The organism is Mycetocola sp. Y719 (assembly GCF_056713205.1).
Window position 1 is genome coordinate 109,812 of sequence record NZ_JBWYGY010000002.1, and the last position, 18,372, is coordinate 128,183.

Here is an 18,372-nt window from a genome sequence, read left to right on the forward strand (position 1 = left end):
GTCAGGGCTGTCCGCTGCCTTCCAGGCTCGTCCGTACCTGACCGTCCGTGCTCTCGTCGACGGTCCCGTCGATGATCGGGATAGCTGTGGTGATCGTCTCCAGCCCGGAGAGGCGTGCTGGAGACAGCTGGCGCGTGACCTCTTCCCGCGTCATCAGCTCGGACTCGACGACGAGGTCGGCGATGTTCCTGCGGGTGAGCAAAGCCGTCTTGGCGAGGGCAGCTGCTGCCGAGTAGCCGATGAACGGGGTCAGGGCGGTGATGACGCCGACGGAGGAACCGACCATCGTTTCAAGCCGCTCTTCGTTTGCCGTGATGCCGTCGATGCAGTTGGTGCGGAGCGTGTGGCAGGCCTGGGCCATCCACGTGATGCTCTGCATGAGTGAGTGCGCGATGACCGGTTCGAAGGCGTTCAGCTGGAGCTGGCCGGCCTCTGCTGCCATGGTGACGGTCATGTCGGCGCCGACGACCGAGAACGCGACCTGGTTGACCACTTCGGGGATGACCGGGTTGACCTTCCCGGGCATGATGCTGGATCCGGCCTGGACGGCCGGGAGGTTGATCTCCCCGAACCCGGCTTGCGGGCCGCTGGAGAGCAGGCGCAGGTCGTTGCAGATCTTCGACAGTTTGATGGCCGAGCGCTTGAGCGTTCCGCTGAACGACATGAAGGCACCGGCGTCGCTCGTCGACTCGATCAGGTCGGGGGCGGTCTCGCAGGAGAGACCAGTGATCCTGTTGAGGTGGGCGACCACAGCAGACGCGTAGCGGGGATCGGCGGTGATCCCCGTTCCGATGGCTGTTGCGCCGAGGTTGATCTCCGCGAGCAGCCACCGGGTCTCGAGCAGCCTCGCGTGGTCTTCGCCCAGGGTCGTGGCGAAGCCGTGGAATTCCTGTCCGAGCGTCATCGGGACGGCGTCCTGCAGCTGGGTCCTGCCCACCTTGAGGACGTGCCTGAACTCGGCGGACTTGCGGGAGAACGCATCCTGCAGGAGAGCGAGTTCGTCGAGCAACGTCTGCAGCGAGAACGACAGGGCGATCTTGATGGCGGTCGGGTAGACGTCGTTCGTGGACTGGCTGCGGTTGGTGTGGTCGATCGGCGAGATGTAGCCGTAGTCGCCCTTCTCGCGCCCGGCGAGTTCGAGGGCGATGTTGGTGATGACCTCATTCGCGTTCATGTTGGTCGACGTTCCCGCACCGCCCTGGATGACGCCGACGACGAACTCCTCGTGGAACTCGCCGTCGATGATCCGCTGGCAGGCCCTGTCGATGAGGTCGCCCTTCTCGGCGCCGAGCACGCCGAGCTCGACGTTGGTCCTGGCGGCAGCCTGCTTCACGCTGGCGATGGCGACGAGGAGGGCCGGGTAAACCGAGATGGGCCTCTTCGAGATGGGGAAGTTCTCGAGCGCCCTGGCGGTGTGGATACCCCAGTAGGCGTCTGCAGGAATCTCCATGGACCCGAGCGAATCCGTCTCGGTCCGGGTTCTGCCTTGTGACGTCACGTGTGACCCCTGTTCCTGTGGTTCTACCTCGAGTCCGCGGTTGGCGGGCGTGATGAGTCTCACTGTGGCTCCATTGCCTGTCGATGCTTGTGGCGGGACGGTATCGACTTTACTCCGTCCGTCAGGGCGGCGGGGTGGCCAGACTGGCATGCAGCGCGCAAGAGCGAGCCAGTCTGTCGCCGTGACGCCGCCACCGGGGAAGAGTAGTCTCCGAAGACCATGACCGAAGGAACAGCAGAGACCCCCTGGAAGCTCACCACCGCGCCGGGATCATCGACCTACGAGATGTACGTCTCGGGTGACGAGTTGGTCTGCCAGGTCGGCTCGACTCGGCTGACCTACCAGGCCAGGGCGATCGACGATCTCTACGCCTGGCTCGTCGAACAGGGTGACTGGGTGCCGCTCGGTGCCGCCGATGAGTCGAAACCCGCCGCAGCCGGGACCGTGGAGGCGTGGGGCCGTTCAGAGTCCAATCCGGTCGGAGGCTGGTACGGGCTCCGTAAGGGTTACCGTGGACGGTTCGGCATGTATCTGCCCCCGCTGCTCGAAAAGCTGGGGCTCGTCGAACTCACCCACACCCCTCGAAACAACTCCGTCCGCGCGCTCCCGGCTCGCTAGCGATCGCTCGAACCGAGAGTGCAGCAGTGGCTCGAAAGCTCGCGCCTTTTACGCCACTACTGCACTCTCGGCCTGACCCGGCCGTCCCCACTGCGCGAAGTTGTGGATAACGCCACACGCGGACAATGACGTGGCAGGGTGGTCGCCATGCCTCGCTCGGTGCCCATCCCACCCGATCGACAAGGGGCCGCCTTTCGCGTGTCTGACGCGTGCGGGCTGTCCCGCGGTCGCCTCCGTGGGAGGGACGTGCGCGCGCCTTACCGTGGCATCCGCATCGTCGGCCCTGAGCCGGCGTCGATCATCGACCGGTGCCTGGAATTCGCCCCGCGCCTGCGACCCGGCGATGCGTTCTGTCTCGTCACTGCAGCCCTGATCTATCGGATGCCGCTCCCGCGTGAGCTCGAGAATGACCAGCGACTCCATGTGACCGTTCCCTCAGGCAGGCAGCCACCGCGCGTCCGCGGCATCCTGGGCCACCGATTCGCCCTTCACCGAGCTCTATGGACAGCCGCTAGTCTGCCCGTCACAGATCCTGTCGAGACCTGGCTCCACCTCGCGTCCGTGTTGAACCGGGAAGACCTCGTTGCGGTCGGCGACTTCCTGGTTTCCGGACGTGTTCTGACCGGAGGTCGGGAGCCGCCGCTGGCCACGCTCGACCAGCTGCGGACCGCTGTCGATGCCGCGCCAGGCGCACGGGGCCGCGCGAAGCTGTTGTGGGCGGTGAGCCGGATCCGCACCGGTGTCGACTCACGGCCGGAGTCGCACCTGAGGCTGCTCCTCGTCGCAGATGGTTTGCCCGAGCCCGTTGTGAACCAGCCGATCTACTCCGCGACAGGCGAGAGACTGGGAAAGCCCGACCTCCAATACCGGGCCCTCAGACTGCTCTTCGAGTACGAAGGCGACTACCACCGGACGAGTCCCGCCCAGTTCCGCATCGACATCGCCCGCCGGGAACGATTTGACGCGCACGGTTGGAGGGTCGTTCGCGTGACGAGCGACGATCTCTACGTCGCTCCCCTGGCGTTCCTCACCCGCGCCCGTCGAGTAATCGCTTTGTGCGAATCGAGAGTGCAGTAGTGGTTCGAAAACTCGCGCCTTTTGCGCCACTACTGCATTCTCGACGGCAGACTCAGCGTTTGCGCGAGAAGGCCTCGACCCGCTCCTCAGGGCTCAGCGCCTCCATCTCGGCGATGAACTCCTCAGTGAAGTTGTCGGCGGTCTGGAAGTCGCCGATCGGCACGACCGAATGGGTGATCCGGTCGTCGTAGACGTGCACGAGGTTGTACGACTGCCCACCGTTCATCCCGTTCGTCGCCCTCGGCGGGTTCGAGAGGTTCATCGTGTAGCACGTGGCCGCGGCGACGGACACGGGAATCCCGGCGAACATCGCGTGCATCGCGTAGTGGAGGTGCCCGGCGAGGACGGCCCTGACGTCGGTGCCCACGAGAACGGATGCCAGGCGGGGCTGGTCGCGGAGCTCCAGCAGGTCGAACAACGGCTGCGGGGCCGGGGCAGGCGGGTGATGGAGGCCGACGATCGTTCCGAACTCCGCCGGCGTCGCGAGCTCGGCAGCGAGCCAGTCCAGCTGCGCGTCGTCCAGTTCGCCGTGGTGGAACCCGGGGACGCTCGAGTCGAGCCCGATGAATCGGAGCCCTCCGAGGTCCCAGACCCGGTCGACAGGGCCGTCCGACGGCGCCTCGCGTAGCAGCCCCTGCCGCATCGGTCCGCGCTCGTCGTGATTTCCCATCAGCCAGATGAGTTCGGCGCCGAGCCGCTCAGCGACCGGTTCGACGCGATCGCGGAGCCTGGTGTACGCATCAGGTTCGCCGAGATCGGTGAGGTCACCGGTGAAGACGAGGGCAGACGGCCGGATGCCGGTGGCCTCGACCTGCAGGAGCGCCCGTTCGAGGTTGGATTCGGTGGTCACGCCGCCGTGGAGCAGTGCTCCCCCGGCGAGGAAATGGGTATCACTCAGGTGCACCAGCACCTGGCGAGCGGGCGGATACTGACCAAGCTGAACGGACATGGGCCCAGCCTAGCCAGCACCACCGATGGTGGCTCAGCCGAACAGCGCCTCGATCGGCCCGCGCGCGAAGTAGATGAGGAAGCCGGCCGCGACGACCCAGAGCAGGGGGCTGATCCCGCGGGCCTTGCCGCTGAGCGAGCGGAGCACCACCCAGGCGATGAACCCGGCACCGATACCGTTGGCGATCGAGTAGGTCAGCGGCATGACCGTCACGGTCAGGAACACGGGAAGCGCCGTGGAGAACTCGGTCCACTCGATATCCCTGATCTGCGACATCATCAGCGCACCGACGATGACGAGAGCCGCCGAGGCGACTTCGCTCGGCACGATGCTCGTGAGCGGTGTGAGGAACATGGCGAGGACGAAGAGGATGCCTGTGACGAGGTTGGCGAAACCGGTGCGCGCTCCTTCACCGATTCCGGCACCGGACTCGATGAAGACCGTGTTCGACGACGCGGACGCGGCGCCACCGGCGACGGCACCGACACCCTCGACGATCAGCGCGGACTTCAGCCGCGGGAAGTTGCCCTTCTCGTCGGCCAGGCCGGCTTCCTTGCTGAGGCCGGTCATCGTGCCCATGGCGTCGAAGAAGTTCGTGAACACCAGGGTGAAGACGAGCATGAGGGCCGCGAGCACGCCGATCCGCTCGAAGCTGCCGAAGCTGAACTGGCCGATCAGGCTGAGGTCAGGGACGCTGAAGATCTGGCTGGGCAGTGCGGGAACGGAGAGGCTCCAGCCGCCAGGATTCTCGCCACCGTTCGAGGCACCGACCGGGAAGATCGCCTCGGCGATGAGAGCGAGGACGGTGCCGACCAGGATGCCGATGAGCAGCGCGCCCTTCACCTTGCGGGCGACGAGCACGCCGGTGATCAGCAGGGTGAGGATGAAGATGATCGTCGGCATCGTGGCGACCGACCCGTCGGTGCCCAGGCCGACTGGAGGCGACGCCTGCCCCGTCGAGGTGACGAGTCCGGCGTTGACGAACCCGATGAACGCGATGAACAGGCCGATGCCGACGGTGATCGCGATCTTCAGCTGGATCGGAACGGCCTCGAAGATCAGGCGTCGGAGGCCGGTGGCCGCGAGCAGGACGATGAGGAGGCCGTTGATCACGACGAGGCCCATGGCCTCCTGCCACGTGACCTGACCGACGACGCTGAACGCGAGGAACGAGTTGATGCCGAGGCCGGCCGCGAAGGCGAACGGGAGTCGGGCGATGACGCCGAAGAGGATCGTCATGACGCCAGCGGTTAGCGCGGTGACCGCGGACAGCTGCGCGAAACCGAGGGAGTTCCCGTCGACGTCGACACCGCTCGACAGGATGATCGGGTTGAGGATGACGATGTAGGCCATTGCCACGAATGTGACCAGGCCGCCGCGCACTTCACCGCCGAACGTCGAGCCCCGTTTGGTGATCTCGAAGAATCCGTCGATCCGGTTCTTGATTGTCGGCGCAGCTGTCGATGTCACTCGGGGACCCTCCGAAGGGAAAAGTGGTGGTGGATGTCGCCCGCGGATGCTCACGCGATGCGCAAGGTTCAAGCATATTGCCCGCTGGATGCCCGTCGGCGCGCACTCGCGATTGTCGGTACGGTAACGGAGGACTCCCGTCCTCTCCCCTGTCACGAAAGAAGCACGAATGGCCCTGCCCTGGAAACTGCACGGCGACGGTAAGAACGTCGGAGCCCTCGAAGTGGTCGGCCCAGCCGAACGCCTGACCTGGTCGAGGATGGTCGGGCTCGGTGCCCAGCACGTCGTCGCCATGTTCGGTGCGACGTTCCTTGTGCCGATCCTCACCGGCTTCCCGCCGTCGACGACACTCCTGTTCTCGGGCCTCGGGACGATCCTCTTCCTCCTCATCACCCAGAACCGCCTGCCGAGCTACCTCGGTTCCTCGTTCGCTTTCATCGCACCGATCACCGTCGCGACGACCGCCCAGGGAATGGGCAGCGCCCTCTTCGGCATCGTCGTTGTCGGCATTCTCCTCGCCCTCGTCGGCCTGCTCGTCCAGGTCACCGGGATCGGCTGGATCAACGCACTGATGCCCCCGGTCGTCTCCGGCGCCATCGTGGCACTCATCGGGTTCAATCTCGGCCCTGCCGCGTGGAACAACTTCCAGAAGGCGCCACTCACGGCGACCATCACCCTCGCGGCCGTGGTGCTGGCATCCGTTCTCTTCCGCGGCATCCTCGGCCGGATGTCGATCCTCGTGGGTGTCGTCGTCGGATACGTCGCCGCCGTCCTGTTCGGTGAGGTGACGTTCGACGCCGTCGGTGAGGCGGCGTGGATCGGGCTGCCCGAGTTCAACAGCCCGGCCAACCCGTTCACGAACCCGGCTCTCTGGGCTCTGCTTCCCGCGTTCCTTCCGGTCGTCCTCGTGCTGATCGCCGAGAACGTCGGGCACATCCGAGGAGTAGCCCAGATGACCGACGACCAGTCGATCAACGCCCTGACCGGCCGCGGCCTCTTCGCCGACGGACTCGCGACGGTGATCGCGGGCTTCGGTGGCGGCTCGGCGACGACCACGTACGGCGAGAACATCGGTGTGATGGCGGCGACCCGTGTCTACTCGACGGCCGCGTACTGGATCGCCGCGATCTTCGCCATCCTCCTCGGACTCTCCCCCAAGGTCGGCGCAGTGATCAACACGATCCCCGCAGGCGTGCTCGGCGGAGTGACCACAGCGCTTTACGGGCTCATCGGCATCATCGGCGTGAAGATCTGGCTCGACAACAAGGTCGACTTCTCGAAGCCGAAAAACCAGTTCACGGCGGCCACGGCGCTCATCATCGGCATCGCCAACTACACCTGGCAGACCGGGGACGTGATCTTCAACGGCATCGCGCTCGGAACGGTCGCCGCGATCGTGATCTACCACGTGATGAACGTGCTCGGCCGGATCCGCGGAACCGACTGACGCTGCGGCATCCGGTCTCCTCACCGGTTCCGGACGTACTCACATCGCGTACCCGGTGAGTGCGTCCGGAACAGCCAGGCCGCACACGGCGTGAACGCGGCCAACGAGAAGCGGCGCGTGACCCTGATGGTCGCGCGCCGCTTTCTGTTCGTCCTGATGGACTCAGCTTCCGCTGAGCGCAGGGACGATGAGGTAGATGCCGTACAGCACGGCCAGCGCGCAGATCGTGAAGCACGTGTAGGCCCCACCGAGTGCGAAGCGCTTCTGCATCGGAGTGAGTGGGTTCTTGCGCGCCGCTTTTGCAGCCTTCTTCGCAGCGGACTTGATCTCAGCAGCGGTGAGCACTGTGATGGCGTCTGTGAACGTGGCGGGGCTCACGACGGGGACGCGGCCCGCGACGACGAGGAGTCGGAGTCCGAGTGCGAAGAAGCCGACGACCACAACGGTTCCGACCATTGCGACGACGAAGACGATGACGAAGGCCCACCAGTCGATCATTTGGTCACCTTCTTCGTTTCGGGTTCAGCGGCCATGACGACGGCCTCGCCTGACGCTGCGACCTCGCTGACGACGTTGTGGTGGCCGACCTGGTCGCGACGGGACCACAGGAAGATGAAGAGGATCACGCTGACACCGACGACGGCATCCACGATGATTCCCCAGGTGCCGAGACTGGCCACGAAAGCCGCGAGCGCACCGACCAGACCGGCCGCGGGCAGGGTGAACAGCCAGCCGACGAGGATCTTGCCTGCCGTCTTCCACCTCACGGTCGAGCCGCGGCGGCCGACGCCTGAACCGATCACCGAACCTGAGGCGACCTGGGTGGTCGAGAGCGCGAATCCGAGGTGGCTGGACGCGAGGATGGTTGCTGCCGTGCTGGTCTCGGCCGCGAAGCCCTGCGCGGGCTTCACGTCGGTGAGGCCTGTACCGAGTGTCTTGATGATGCGCCAGCCGCCGACGTAAGTGCCGAGGGCGATGGCGACGGCACAGACGACGACGACCCAGAACGGTGGACCGGAGTCCGGCGCCAGCAGGCCGACCGAGATGAGGGCCAGGGTGATGACACCCATCGTCTTCTGCGCGTCGTTGGTGCCGTGCGCGAGGGCGACCAGGGAGGACGAGAAGATCTGCCCGTACCTGAATCCCGAGCGGCCGTCTGGCTTGTTGTCGTATCGGCGGGTGATGCCGTAGGCGAGTTTCGTGGCGACGAAAGCGATGAGGCCCGCTGTGAGCGGCGCGAGCACGGCAGGGAGGATGACCTTCGACAACAGAACGCCGAAGTCGATGGCGCCGATTCCGAACCCGACGAGCGCAGCTCCGATGAGCCCGCCGAAGAGCGCGTGCGACGAACTGGACGGGAGTCCGAGCAGCCACGTCAGCATGTTCCAGACGATCGCGCCGATGAGGCCGGCGAAGATGAGCTCAGGGGTGATCAGGACACCCTCGTCGCCCTCCTTGATGATGCCGCCCGAGATGGTCTTGGCGACTTCAGTCGACAGGAAGGCGCCGATGAGGTTGAGGATTGCTGCGAGTCCGACGGCGACTTTCGGCTTCATGGCGCCCGTTGCGATGGGGGTCGCCATCGCATTTGCGGTGTCGTGGAATCCGTTGGTGAAGTCGAAGAAAAGGGCTAGTGCAATGACGAGCACGATAATGAGGGTGATATCCACCGGCATAGTTCTCTGAGTCGGGACTCCCCGGCGCACACGTCTGCCCGGAAGAAATTCACCGGGAGTTCATGGATGCAGGGTTGCCAGTTGAGGCGGCCACACTGATACTTACACCCCTCGCCTGATGCGTCAACTTGACACCCGTTTTGCAGGAAATCGTCAGCGTCCTCCTCCGCCGCCTCCCCCGCCGCCGCCACCCGAGAACCCGCCCCCGCCCGACCCGCCCGAGGTGCTGGCCGTCGCGCTGGCCGACCACGGTGTCGACGATCCGGACGAGGTCGAGAACGCTCCCATCGACGACGCGAAGGCGTATGACGAGAAGCCCGAACGGCTGAAGTACCAGTCCGGATCACTCCCCGCCCGTTCGTAGTACCGGCCGAGTTCCTCTGACCACTCCTTGTCGACGCCCCAGAGAACGGCGAACGGCAGGAGCTTTTCGTAGAAGGCGACCATCTGGACGGTGTCGCCGGGGTTCACGATGTCGTCGACGCTCACGCGCTCCGCTCCGGTCGGGCTCTGGAGCATGGCGATCCGGTCCGCCTCGGCGAGCGCGAGGTACTCCCGCAGCCCGAGCAGGTAGTCCCGCACCTCGACCCCACTGTCGGTGAGCGCCTTCCGTGGGAGGACGGCGATGATCGTGCACACCACCGCAGCGATGCTGACGATGAGAGCGAGCACCACCCAGGCGTTGGCGCCGTAGTTCGCAACGGACGCGATGAACAGGGCCATGACCGCGATGAACACCACTGCGGCGATCGCGAGGTACCAGCCCGCGCCTGGCACGCGCCTCTTCACCCGATACCCGGCGTCGACGGATGCCTGGGGCGCTCCGGCAGCGAGCGCCTGTACCGCTTTCGCCAGCTCGGTGTCGGTCGCGCTGAGGTCCTTCACCTCGCCTGCCCTGCGATTCTCGCCGAACAGCTCGTCGAGCACTCCCCTGTCAGCAGCTGATGCTCCCGCGTCGGTGAGGAATTGGAGCCGGTACTCCCGCTTCGACGAGAACATCGACGACGATTCGCCCTCGTCGATGATGCGGAGGTTGCGTCGCACGGCGAGGCTGAGGATGAGTGCGGGCATGGCCCGCGCGGTCTTGCCGATCAGGTCGGCGGCCACGAAGATGTCGAGACCCTTCGGCACCGTGTACTGGGGAACGATGATGCCCCGACCGGCGGCGTCACGTGTGGCCCGTCGCCGCGCGATGACGGCGCCGAGGAGCGAGAGAATTCCGAGACCGGCGAGTCCGGCAGGCACGACGGTGAACGCGGGCCACGTGGACGGGATCTCCGGGGTGACGAAGGTGCCCGGTTCGAATCCGATGGCCAGCGAGATGTTCCCGCCTGGGCCGAGCGGCATCTCGGGTGAGGCGAACTCCGTCGCGCCGTCCTCCGTCGTGGTGGAGAGCTCGCAGGTGGTGTCAGACCCCTGCTCACCCGAATAGCACGCGGCTTCTCCTGTCAGCTCTCCGGAGAGTTCCTCGGGCACGACGACCCGCATCTGCGCCGCGGCGAACGGCTGCTCCCAGCCGGTGCCGGGGGCGTCCCAGTAGAACTCGTCCGCCTCGGTGTCCGCGAACGCCCTGACGGCGTCGCGCTGGGTGTACTCGATCACGTACGTCTGGCTGCCGCGCACGTAGTCGTCCGTGCCGAGGGCGAGTTGGATGAAGCCGTCCTCCGTCTCGGAGTCGTCGAACGGGACCGGGTTGCCGTCGGCATCCGTCACCGAGACGATCTCGGTGTGCAGGTTCACGCCGAGGTAGCCCTCCGGGATGGCCCGGATGATGCCTTTGTTCTGGTCGAACTCGGGGAACTCTGCCACGAACGTCTCGACGGCCCTGAGCGTCGAGTGCCCGTCGGCGTCCCGGCCGAGGGTGTACTCGCCCTCGAACGAACTGAAGGTGAAGTCGGAGACGTCGGAGCGGATGCCTCCGGCGTGGGCCGCTGACGGCAGTGCCATGGCCGCAGTGATGAGGAGAGCTGCAATGACGGCAGCCATGCCTCCGATGCGTCGCTGCGTCGAGCGGGGAACAGGTCCAGGCTGGGGCGTCATGACCCCAGCCTACGAGGACTACATTTCCTCGTGTGTGTTCGGGTCTCCGCCGAACAACCGTCCGTCCGCACGACCGAGGCCGGTGATCGCCGAGAGTTCGTCATCGGTCAGCGCAACCTTCGGAAGATCGAAGTTCGCCCGCTGGCGTTCAGGGTTCCCCGATTTCGGGATCGGGACGACCCCACGCTGCTGGTGCCAGAGGAGTACCACCTGGCTCGGGGTGATCCCGTGGGCCGATGCGATCTCTCCTACGACCGGTTCCTCGTACGGCGCCGCACGCTTGCCGAGCGGGCTCCACGCCTCGGTGACGATCCCGTGTTCGGCGTGGAACTCGAGCAGCCCCTCCTGAGGGAAGTACGGGTGCAGCTCGACCTGATTGACCGCGGGGAGCACCCCGGTCTCGGCGCCGAGCCTCTGCAGGAACTCACGGGTGAAGTTGGAGACACCGATCGAGCGGACCCGGTGGTCCTTCTTGAGCTGGACCATGGCCTTCCACGAGTCGGCATAGCGCCCGACACTCGGGTTCGGCCAGTGGATCAGGTAGAGGTCGATCTGGTCGACGCCGAGCGCAGCGCTCGAGGCGTCGAACGAGCGCATGGTGGCGTCATATCCGTGGTCGCGCCCCGGCAGCTTCGTGGTGAGGACGATCTCGTTGCGGGGAACGTCGGTCGACGCGATGGCGCGGCCGACGGCATCTTCGTTGCCGTAGTTGACGGCGGTGTCGATCAGCCGGTAGCCGATGTCGAGAGCGGAGCGCACGGCATCCGTCGCCTCATCGCCCTTCATCGGGTACGTGCCGAACCCGATGGCGGGGATCGACTGGCCGTCATTCAGTTTGCGCGATGAAAGTGTGCTCATGCTTCGACCCTACGCCGGTAGCGTTGGAGCATGGCCCTCCCCACCCCTCCCCGCGCGGCGATGCACCCGACCGAGAGAATCCACCACGGCGACACCGTGATCGACAACTACGAGTGGCTGCGGGAGAAGGACAGCGACGAGGTCGTCGCTCACCTCACCGCGGAGAACGCCTGGACCGAGGAACAGAACGCGCACCTCTCCGGCCTGCGGGAAACCATCTTCGGGGAGATCAAGAACCGTACCCTCGAGACGGACCTCAGCGTTCCTGTGCGCGAAGGCGAGTGGTGGTACTACGGCAGGAGCATCGAGGGGCAGGAGTACGGGGTGCACTGCCGGGCTCCGATCACCGGCCCCGACGACTGGACTCCCCCGGCCCTGGAACCGGGCACACCGGTCGCAGGGGAACAGATCCTCCTCGACGGAAACCTCGAGGCCGCCGGCCACGATTTCTTCTCCATCGGCTCATACGACGTCTCCCGCGACGGTTCACGTCTGGCCTACGCCGTCGATGTCCGCGGCGACGAACGGTTCATTCTCCGAGTGCGGGACCTGGCCACCGGAGAGAATCTCCCCGACGAGATCGAGAACACCTCTCATGGCGCGGCGTTCTCACCCGACGGCGAGTTCGTCTTCTACACGACCGTCGACGAGTCGTGGCGCCCTGACACCGTGTGGCGACACCGTATCGGAACGGCGCGCGAGGAGGACGTCGTCGTGTTCACCGAACCGGACGAGCGTTTCTGGCTGGGAGTGGGCGTGACCCGCAGCTCGCGCTATATCGTGGTCGTCGCCGGGTCGAGCGTCACAAGCGAATGGCACCTCATCGACGCCGAATCCCCCGAGTCCGAGCCGCGGGTCGTCTGGCCGCGGCAGGACGACGTCGAGTACTCGGTCGAACACGCCGTCATCGACGGGCGCGACTGGCTGCTCGTGCTGCACAACGACGGGGCACCGAACTTCGAGCTCGTCGCCGTCTCCCCGGATGCCATGGGCACCGGACCGCAGGACGCCACCGTCGTGCGCGCGCACAGCGACGACGTGAGGCTCGAAGACGTGGAGGCCTTCGCCGGGCACCTCGTCTTCGGGTACCGTCGCGACGGGCTCAGCCGCCTGGCCATCGCCGGGCTGGACGGAGTTCCGTCGCCTGAGGCCATCAGCATCGACGAGGTCGGCTTCGACGAACCGCTGTACACCGTCGGCCCCGGCTCGAATCCGGAGTGGCACCAGCCGAACGTCCGGCTGTCGTTCGGGTCCCTCGTCACGCCCGCGACCGTGTTCGACCTCGATGTCGCCGACCGGTCGCTGACCCTGCTCAAGCAGCAACCGGTGCTCGGCGGGTACTCGGCGGAGGACTACGAGCAGAAGCGGGAATGGGCCACAGCGGACGACGGCACGCGGGTTCCGATCTCGCTGGTCTGGAAGCGCGGATCGACGGGCCCAGCACCCCTCGTGCTCTACGGCTACGGCTCGTACGAGGCAAGCATGGACCCGGCGATGTCGATCGCCAGGCTCAGTCTCCTCGACCGCGGCGTGACCTTCGCGATCGCACACGTTCGAGGGGGCGGCGAACTCGGCCGCGTCTGGTACGAGAGCGGAAAGACGCTGACGAAGAAGAACACGTTCTCCGATTTCGTGGCGTGCGCCCGTCACCTCGTCGACGCGGGGTACACGACGACGGATGCCATGGTCGCCGAGGGCGGCAGCGCCGGCGGCCTTCTGATGGGCGCCGTCGCCAACCTCGCGCCCGAGCTCTTCGCGGGAATCCTCGCCGAGGTCCCTTTCGTGGATCCGCTCACGAGCATCCTCGATCCGGAGCTTCCTCTCACCGTCATCGAGTGGGACGAGTGGGGCAACCCGCTCGAGGATCCTGACGTCTACGCGTACATGAAGTCGTACTCACCGTACGAAAACGTCCGCGATGACGTGACGTACCCACGCATCCTCGCGGTGACGAGCATCAACGACACCCGGGTGCTCTACGTTGAGCCCGCGAAATGGGTCGCCCGCCTCCGGGAGGTGGACGCCCCGGTGCAGCTCAAAGTGGAGATGAGCGCAGGGCACGGTGGAGTGAGCGGCAGGTACAACGCCTGGCGCGAGCGTGCCTACGAGCTTGCGTGGGTGTTGGACACGCTCGGGCTGGCACAGAGCCCGGGCTGACGAGATGGCTGGGGGTAGCAGTCCTGTTTCGCAGATTGCCTTGGGACTGGCTACCGCCTTTGTTGACGCTTCGCGTCAACCAAAGAGGATCGCGGCTTCGTCATATCGTGCCTGCACACGGCGCAGCCGTGTGAAAGGCGGCAGCCCCGAACCAGGCAATCTCACGAACGTGACTGCGGCCCTTTAGCCAAAGAGAATCGCGGCTTCGTCGTATCGTGCCTGTGGCACAGTCTTCAACCCGCCCAACGCGTCAGCGAACGGCACGTTGACCAGTTCCGTGCCACGAAGCGAGACCATGGTGCCCCACTCCTGCTTCATGACGGAGTCGATGGCCGCCATACCGAGGCGGGTGGCGAGAACCCGGTCGTACGCGCTAGGGACGCCACCGCGCTGGAGGTGACCGAGCACGGTGGCTCGCGACTCGATGCCGGTGCGCTCTTCGATGATCGGCGCGAGCAGGTCTGCGATGCCTCCGAGGCGTGGACGGTTGAACGCGTCGAGACCCTTCTCGGAGTGTGCGGTCTCCATGGTGTCGAGGGTGAAGCCCTCTGACACGACGATGACGGGTGCGCGTCCGCGGTCGCCGACGCTCTTGGCCCATTCGCAGATCTGATCGAGGGACTGCGGCTGCTCGGGAATGAGGATGGCGTGGGCGCCAGCGGCCATGCCGGCGTGGAGCGCGATCCAGCCGACGTGGCGACCCATCACTTCGACGACCATGCACCGACGGTGGGACTCCCCCGTCGTGCGGAGCCTGTCGATGGCTTCCGTGGCGATCTCCACGGCCGTGTCGAAGCCGAACGAGTAGTCGGTGGCGTCGAGGTCGTTGTCGATCGTCTTGGGAACCCCGACGATCTTGAGGCCGGCATCCGTCAGCCGCTTCGCCGCGGCCAGGGTGCCTTCGCCTCCGATGGCGATCAGGGCGTTGATGCCCAGACGGTCGAGCGTCGCCTGGATGTTCTCGGGTCCGCCGTGTGGGCCGTCGAACGGGTTGGTGCGACTGGTGCCGAGGACGGTGCCGCCCTGCTTGCCGAGCCCGCGGACGCTGTGCCGGTCGAGCGGCATGGTCAGACCTTCGACGACACCCTTCCAGCCGTCGCGGATTCCCACGAACTCCTGGTTGTGGATCTTTGTGCCTTTCAGCACAGCGCCGCGGATGACGGCATTCAGTCCGGGGCAGTCGCCGCCGCTGGTGAGCACACCAATTCTCATAGGTTGATTCCTCGTACTGGAGCTTGGGGGAATGAAAAGAGCAGCGTCGTTGCTGCATCGAGAATAGCGTGAGACCCGGCCCTTCGTTGGCCGACCCCGTCCACGTCGGATCCCGACACCCCCGAGAAGGCTGCTTTCCTATGAATTTCGTCCCCGCTGACGGCACGATCACGATGTTCTCGACGACCTGGTGCGGCTACTGCAACCGCCTGAAGTCCCAGCTCGACAAGGCGGGGATCGGCTACACCGAGGTCAACATCGAAGAGGTCCCGGGAACGGCCGACTACGTCGCGAGCGTCAACGGTGGAAACCAGACAGTCCCGACCGTCGTCTTCCCGGACGGATCGACAGCGACCAACCCGTCGCTCATCGCTGTGAAGGCAGCCCTCGGCGTCTGACCGCCTGCGCATCCCGAATGCAAGGGGTGGAGCGGTATTCACATGCGAGGCGTAGCCTCGAAGCATGACCAACGAGACCGACAGCCAGAACAGCGCCAGCAACGATCCGCTCACTGATTTTTCCGTCCCGCAGGACGCCGACATCATCGCCGACGACCCCGCGGGCGGCGAAACCGTCGCTGACGACACGGGCGAACACGCAGACAAGGTCGCCGACGACCCTTCGGTAAAGGCTGACACTCCGGCAGAAGCCGAGGAACTCACCGCCGAACCGGGCGCTTAGCCCCAACGGCTGCAGGTTCCGTCGAGCGCTGCAGGTTCAACGGCACTCGGCCGGATGTGCAGCGCCAGACGTCAGCGCCGCGCGCGCTCGGCTTCCGGCGTGGGCACCCGGATCATCACACCGGCTGCCACGAGGAAGATCGGGGCGATCAGCTGTGCCGAGAACCAGCCCGGTCCGCTCAGGCCGAGTGGCAGCACGGGATTCCACAGCACGATGATCGGCACGAGCGCGAGAAGCCACCACCATGTGCCCGCCTGGATGGCGAACCAGGCGATGACCGCCGTCAGGATCGTCACGACGAAGTGCACGACGATGAACCAGGTGCTGTCGAGAAACGCGACCCCGGCCATCAGGACGATCGCCGCAATGATGGCAGGGGCAAGCGCCGGGCGCGTGAACGCCGGCTTCGGGGGCGCCGCAGCCACGACTACGCCTCCAGCGCGTCGCGCAGCAGTCCGATGAGCGCGTTGAGCTGGACGGAGTCGCTTGACGTGATGTCCTGGTCGCTGCCGTCGAGAGCGCGAGCAGCCAGGCCGTGCTTGCTGTCGATGAGCTCGGCGATCTTCGCGTCGATCGTATGTGCGGCGATGATCCGCCAGGCGGTCACCGGCTCGTCCTGACCGATGCGGTGCACCCGGTCGATGGCCTGGGTCTGCTCGGCGGCCGTCCAGCTGAGTTCTGCGAGGACGACGTTGGATGCCGCCTGCAGGTTGAGGCCGACGCCGGCTGCGGTGAGAGAACACACTGCGACCGCGACATCCGGATCGTTGTTGAACGCGTCGATGGCCAGCTGGCGTGCCGGTGTGGACTGGTCGCCGCGAATCGATACGGTGCGGAGTCCACGACCGGCGAAGACCTGCTCGGCCGTGTCCATGACGTCGATGTGCTTGGCGAAGAAGACGACCTTGCCGACCGAGTGGGCGAGCTGCGCCGTGTAGTCGGATGCCAGCACGGCCTTGGCCTGACCGATCTTGCGCACCATGGTGAACACGTTCTCGGCACCACCAGAGGCCTTCGCCTCGTCGAGTTCGCCCTGGGCGACGAGCCGCATGATGTCGGTGTCCGGCGCTCCGGCGAACGACGCGCGTTCGCCGCGAGCCTCGATGATCCTGCGGTACTTGGCCAGCAGGCGCGCGCCGAGCTCGCGCTCTGCATCGCGGATGGACCGACCGAGGTCGTCGTCGAGTTCGACGGGCATGTCTGCGATCATCTTGGACGGAAGGTCCTTGGCCACGTCGATCTTGCGACGGCGGACGATGCCCATGTCGATTACCGCACTGCGAGCCTCAGGATAGAACTCCCGCTCAGCAGGCGTGAGCCCGGTCTCCTCGAGCTTCTCCATCAGCGCAGGTTCGGGCTTGTCGCCCTTGGTCCAGCCGAGGAACTGCCAGATGGCGTTGAAGTCCTCGACGTCGTTGATCAGCGGGGTTCCGGTGAGCGCCATCAGCAGCGGATTGCCGCCGGGGGTCTGCTTGCGGATGCGCGAGGCCAGCGACAGAACGTGCTGTGAACGCTGGGAGTGCAGGTTCTTGATGAAATGCGCTTCGTCGACGACCATGCCTTTGAACCCGAGGGTTCCGAGCCAGGCCAGGTGGCGGTCCAGGACTTCGTAGTTCACGATCACGACATCGGCGAAGGCGTCGAGGTCACGCCCGTCACCGTGCACGACGGTGGCGCGGCGGTTCGGCGTCCAGCGTTCGACCTCACGTGCCCAGTTCATCTTGACGACGTTGGGGACGACGGCCAGGAGTGGGTACGCGTTCGCGACCGATGCGGCCAGGACCGACTGCGCGGTCTTTCCGAGTCCGGGCTCGTCGGCGAGCAGGAACGTTCGGTGACCCTCGCGCACGGCTTCGACGAAGCGCGCCTGGTGGCGCATGATCTCGAGGTTCTTCGGCGAGAGCCGGTCGATCTTCGGCGCCTCAGGCAGGTCCATGCTGGCCGCACGGCCGCCTGAGCCCTGCTCGAATGCCTTGTACAGCGGGCCCATGAGCTCCCAGTTGCCGAGGCGCCCGCGGACGGGCGGCGGCGGGGCCGGCTGGTCGAGGTCCGGGGCGAGGAAGGGGTTCGCGAGGAGCCGCGATTTCACGGACTGCGGGATGACCTGCTTCTCGGCGAGTTCGGCAGGCACGACCTGTTCGACGGCGGGCTTGTTCGTGGTGATGATGAGTTCGTCCGGGCTGAGCTCGGCCCCTGACTCGATCAGCCAGTCCCGGCGGAGCTTCTGCGCGACCGGCGTCGTCGCGGCATCCGCTTCAAGCAGGGTGATGAGGGAGGTATCCCTCGCCGCGGTCTTGGCCAGGATCGTGGCGACACCGTCGAGGCGCTTGAGCAGTTCGACGCGCGACGCGTCGCTGAGCTCTTTGTCCGCCTTGACCTTGGCGCGTTCCTCGCGCACGAGGAAGGCGATGACCTGGAACTTGGTCCGGTTGGTCGGTCCGACTTTGCCCTTCTGGGCCTTCGCTTCGACCTCACGCACCTTGCGGGCGAGGATCGGGATGATCGGGGCTTCGTCGTCGTGACGTGAGCCTGAGCCGCGTGACTGTGACCCGCGGGACTGGGATGATCCACGGGTCGTCTGGCGGCCGGATGAACGGCGTGTACCGGTGTACGGCATGCTCCTCCTGAGCAGTCGAATGGCCAGGCGGATGCCGGTGGCCGAGACATGCGGGCGCTGGATCGATGGCCG

The 18,372-nt window shown here is 66.0% G+C and carries 16 protein-coding genes; 6 read left to right on the forward strand and 10 right to left on the reverse strand.

Annotation, left to right across the window (positions count from 1 at the left end):
* Position 1 precedes the first annotated feature (1 nt).
* The gene (locus AC1M0F_RS06880) at positions 2 to 1,498 is read right to left on the reverse strand and encodes an aspartate ammonia-lyase (protein WP_480238433.1); all 1,497 of its coding nucleotides are present in this window, start codon (positions 1,496 to 1,498) and stop codon (positions 2 to 4) included.
* 219 nt (positions 1,499 to 1,717) lie between these two features.
* On the opposite strand from AC1M0F_RS06880, the gene AC1M0F_RS06885 reads away from it, so the two are divergent.
* Complete coding sequence (locus AC1M0F_RS06885; protein ID WP_480237481.1) at positions 1,718 to 2,116, forward strand: DUF6855 family protein; 399 nt, start codon at positions 1,718 to 1,720, stop codon at positions 2,114 to 2,116.
* Positions 2,117 to 2,362: 246 nt separating this feature from the next.
* Positions 2,363 to 3,193, forward strand: coding sequence for a hypothetical protein (locus AC1M0F_RS06890; RefSeq protein ID WP_480237482.1), 831 nt, complete (start codon positions 2,363 to 2,365; stop codon positions 3,191 to 3,193).
* Between the two features lie 52 nt (positions 3,194 to 3,245).
* Here AC1M0F_RS06890 and AC1M0F_RS06895 read toward each other — a convergent pair whose 3' ends face one another.
* A complete protein-coding gene (locus AC1M0F_RS06895) occupies positions 3,246 to 4,142 on the reverse strand; it encodes a phosphodiesterase (RefSeq protein WP_480237483.1) in 897 nt (298 codons plus the stop codon).
* 33 nt (positions 4,143 to 4,175) lie between these two features.
* Positions 4,176 to 5,612 carry an NCS2 family permease gene (locus tag AC1M0F_RS06900; protein ID WP_480237484.1) on the reverse strand — a complete coding sequence of 479 codons (1,437 nt, stop codon included), beginning with the start codon at positions 5,610 to 5,612 and terminating at the stop codon, positions 4,176 to 4,178.
* Positions 5,613 to 5,781: 169 nt separating this feature from the next.
* Between AC1M0F_RS06900 and AC1M0F_RS06905 the strand changes: the two genes are divergently transcribed.
* Positions 5,782 to 7,059: a uracil-xanthine permease family protein gene (locus AC1M0F_RS06905; protein ID WP_480237485.1), complete on the forward strand. Its 1,278-nt coding sequence runs from the start codon at positions 5,782 to 5,784 to the stop codon at positions 7,057 to 7,059.
* 162 nt (positions 7,060 to 7,221) lie between these two features.
* Here the strand turns inward: AC1M0F_RS06905 and AC1M0F_RS06910 are convergent, their stop codons facing one another.
* The 4 genes from AC1M0F_RS06910 to AC1M0F_RS06925 form a co-directional block, all read right to left on the reverse strand.
* Complete coding sequence (locus AC1M0F_RS06910; protein ID WP_480237486.1) at positions 7,222 to 7,557, reverse strand: peptidase; 336 nt, start codon at positions 7,555 to 7,557, stop codon at positions 7,222 to 7,224.
* Positions 7,554 to 8,729, reverse strand: coding sequence for an inorganic phosphate transporter (locus AC1M0F_RS06915; protein ID WP_480237487.1), 1,176 nt, complete (start codon positions 8,727 to 8,729; stop codon positions 7,554 to 7,556). Before AC1M0F_RS06915 ends, AC1M0F_RS06910 begins: the two co-directional genes overlap by 4 nt.
* 159 nt (positions 8,730 to 8,888) lie before the next feature.
* On the reverse strand, positions 8,889 to 10,775 hold the full coding sequence (locus AC1M0F_RS06920; RefSeq protein ID WP_480237488.1) for a DUF2207 domain-containing protein: 1,887 nt from the start codon (positions 10,773 to 10,775) through the stop codon (positions 8,889 to 8,891).
* 18 nt (positions 10,776 to 10,793) lie between these two features.
* Positions 10,794 to 11,633: an aldo/keto reductase gene (locus tag AC1M0F_RS06925; protein ID WP_480237489.1), complete on the reverse strand. Its 840-nt coding sequence runs from the start codon at positions 11,631 to 11,633 to the stop codon at positions 10,794 to 10,796.
* A gap of 30 nt (positions 11,634 to 11,663) precedes the next feature.
* Between AC1M0F_RS06925 and AC1M0F_RS06930 the strand changes: the two genes are divergently transcribed.
* Positions 11,664 to 13,790: a S9 family peptidase gene (locus AC1M0F_RS06930; RefSeq protein WP_480237490.1), complete on the forward strand. Its 2,127-nt coding sequence runs from the start codon at positions 11,664 to 11,666 to the stop codon at positions 13,788 to 13,790.
* Between the two features lie 183 nt (positions 13,791 to 13,973).
* On the opposite strand, the gene AC1M0F_RS06935 is transcribed toward AC1M0F_RS06930, so the two are convergent.
* A complete protein-coding gene (locus AC1M0F_RS06935; RefSeq protein ID WP_480237491.1) occupies positions 13,974 to 15,002 on the reverse strand; it encodes a 6-phosphofructokinase in 1,029 nt (342 codons plus the stop codon).
* Between the two features lie 140 nt (positions 15,003 to 15,142).
* Here AC1M0F_RS06935 and AC1M0F_RS06940 point away from each other — a divergent pair, with 140 nt between their 5' ends.
* Together AC1M0F_RS06940 and AC1M0F_RS06945 are read left to right on the forward strand one after the other, a co-directional pair.
* The gene (locus AC1M0F_RS06940) at positions 15,143 to 15,400 is read left to right on the forward strand and encodes a mycoredoxin (RefSeq protein WP_480237492.1); all 258 of its coding nucleotides are present in this window, start codon (positions 15,143 to 15,145) and stop codon (positions 15,398 to 15,400) included.
* A gap of 64 nt (positions 15,401 to 15,464) precedes the next feature.
* On the forward strand, positions 15,465 to 15,683 hold the full coding sequence (locus tag AC1M0F_RS06945) for a hypothetical protein (RefSeq protein WP_480237493.1): 219 nt from the start codon (positions 15,465 to 15,467) through the stop codon (positions 15,681 to 15,683).
* A 71-nt stretch (positions 15,684 to 15,754) separates the two neighbouring features.
* Here the strand turns inward: AC1M0F_RS06945 and AC1M0F_RS06950 are convergent, their stop codons facing one another.
* Together AC1M0F_RS06950 and AC1M0F_RS06955 are read right to left on the reverse strand one after the other, a co-directional pair.
* Positions 15,755 to 16,108 carry a DUF6804 family protein gene (locus AC1M0F_RS06950; protein WP_480237494.1) on the reverse strand — a complete coding sequence of 118 codons (354 nt, stop codon included), beginning with the start codon at positions 16,106 to 16,108 and terminating at the stop codon, positions 15,755 to 15,757.
* A gap of 2 nt (positions 16,109 to 16,110) precedes the next feature.
* The gene (locus AC1M0F_RS06955; RefSeq protein ID WP_480237495.1) at positions 16,111 to 18,300 is read right to left on the reverse strand and encodes a DEAD/DEAH box helicase; all 2,190 of its coding nucleotides are present in this window, start codon (positions 18,298 to 18,300) and stop codon (positions 16,111 to 16,113) included.
* Positions 18,301 to 18,372: the final 72 nt, after the last annotated feature.

What these genes read in the sequence shown, in the direction of transcription:
- AC1M0F_RS06905 (WP_480237485.1), top strand. Translation starts at nt 5,782, where the DNA reads ATGGCCCTGCCCTGGAAACTGCACGGCGACGGTAAGAACGTCGGAGCC.
- AC1M0F_RS06885 (WP_480237481.1), top strand. Translation starts at nt 1,718, where the DNA reads ATGACCGAAGGAACAGCAGAGACCCCCTGGAAGCTCACCACCGCGCCG.
- AC1M0F_RS06895 (WP_480237483.1), bottom strand. Translation starts at nt 4,142, where the DNA reads ATGTCCGTTCAGCTTGGTCAGTATCCGCCCGCTCGCCAGGTGCTGGTG.
- AC1M0F_RS06920 (WP_480237488.1), bottom strand. Translation starts at nt 10,775, where the DNA reads ATGACGCCCCAGCCTGGACCTGTTCCCCGCTCGACGCAGCGACGCATC.
- AC1M0F_RS06955 (WP_480237495.1), bottom strand. Translation starts at nt 18,300, where the DNA reads ATGCCGTACACCGGTACACGCCGTTCATCCGGCCGCCAGACGACCCGT.
- AC1M0F_RS06910 (WP_480237486.1), bottom strand. Translation starts at nt 7,557, where the DNA reads ATGATCGACTGGTGGGCCTTCGTCATCGTCTTCGTCGTCGCAATGGTC.
- AC1M0F_RS06930 (WP_480237490.1), top strand. Translation starts at nt 11,664, where the DNA reads ATGGCCCTCCCCACCCCTCCCCGCGCGGCGATGCACCCGACCGAGAGA.
- AC1M0F_RS06925 (WP_480237489.1), bottom strand. Translation starts at nt 11,633, where the DNA reads ATGAGCACACTTTCATCGCGCAAACTGAATGACGGCCAGTCGATCCCC.
- AC1M0F_RS06940 (WP_480237492.1), top strand. Translation starts at nt 15,143, where the DNA reads ATGAATTTCGTCCCCGCTGACGGCACGATCACGATGTTCTCGACGACC.
- AC1M0F_RS06935 (WP_480237491.1), bottom strand. Translation starts at nt 15,002, where the DNA reads ATGAGAATTGGTGTGCTCACCAGCGGCGGCGACTGCCCCGGACTGAAT.
- AC1M0F_RS06945 (WP_480237493.1), top strand. Translation starts at nt 15,465, where the DNA reads ATGACCAACGAGACCGACAGCCAGAACAGCGCCAGCAACGATCCGCTC.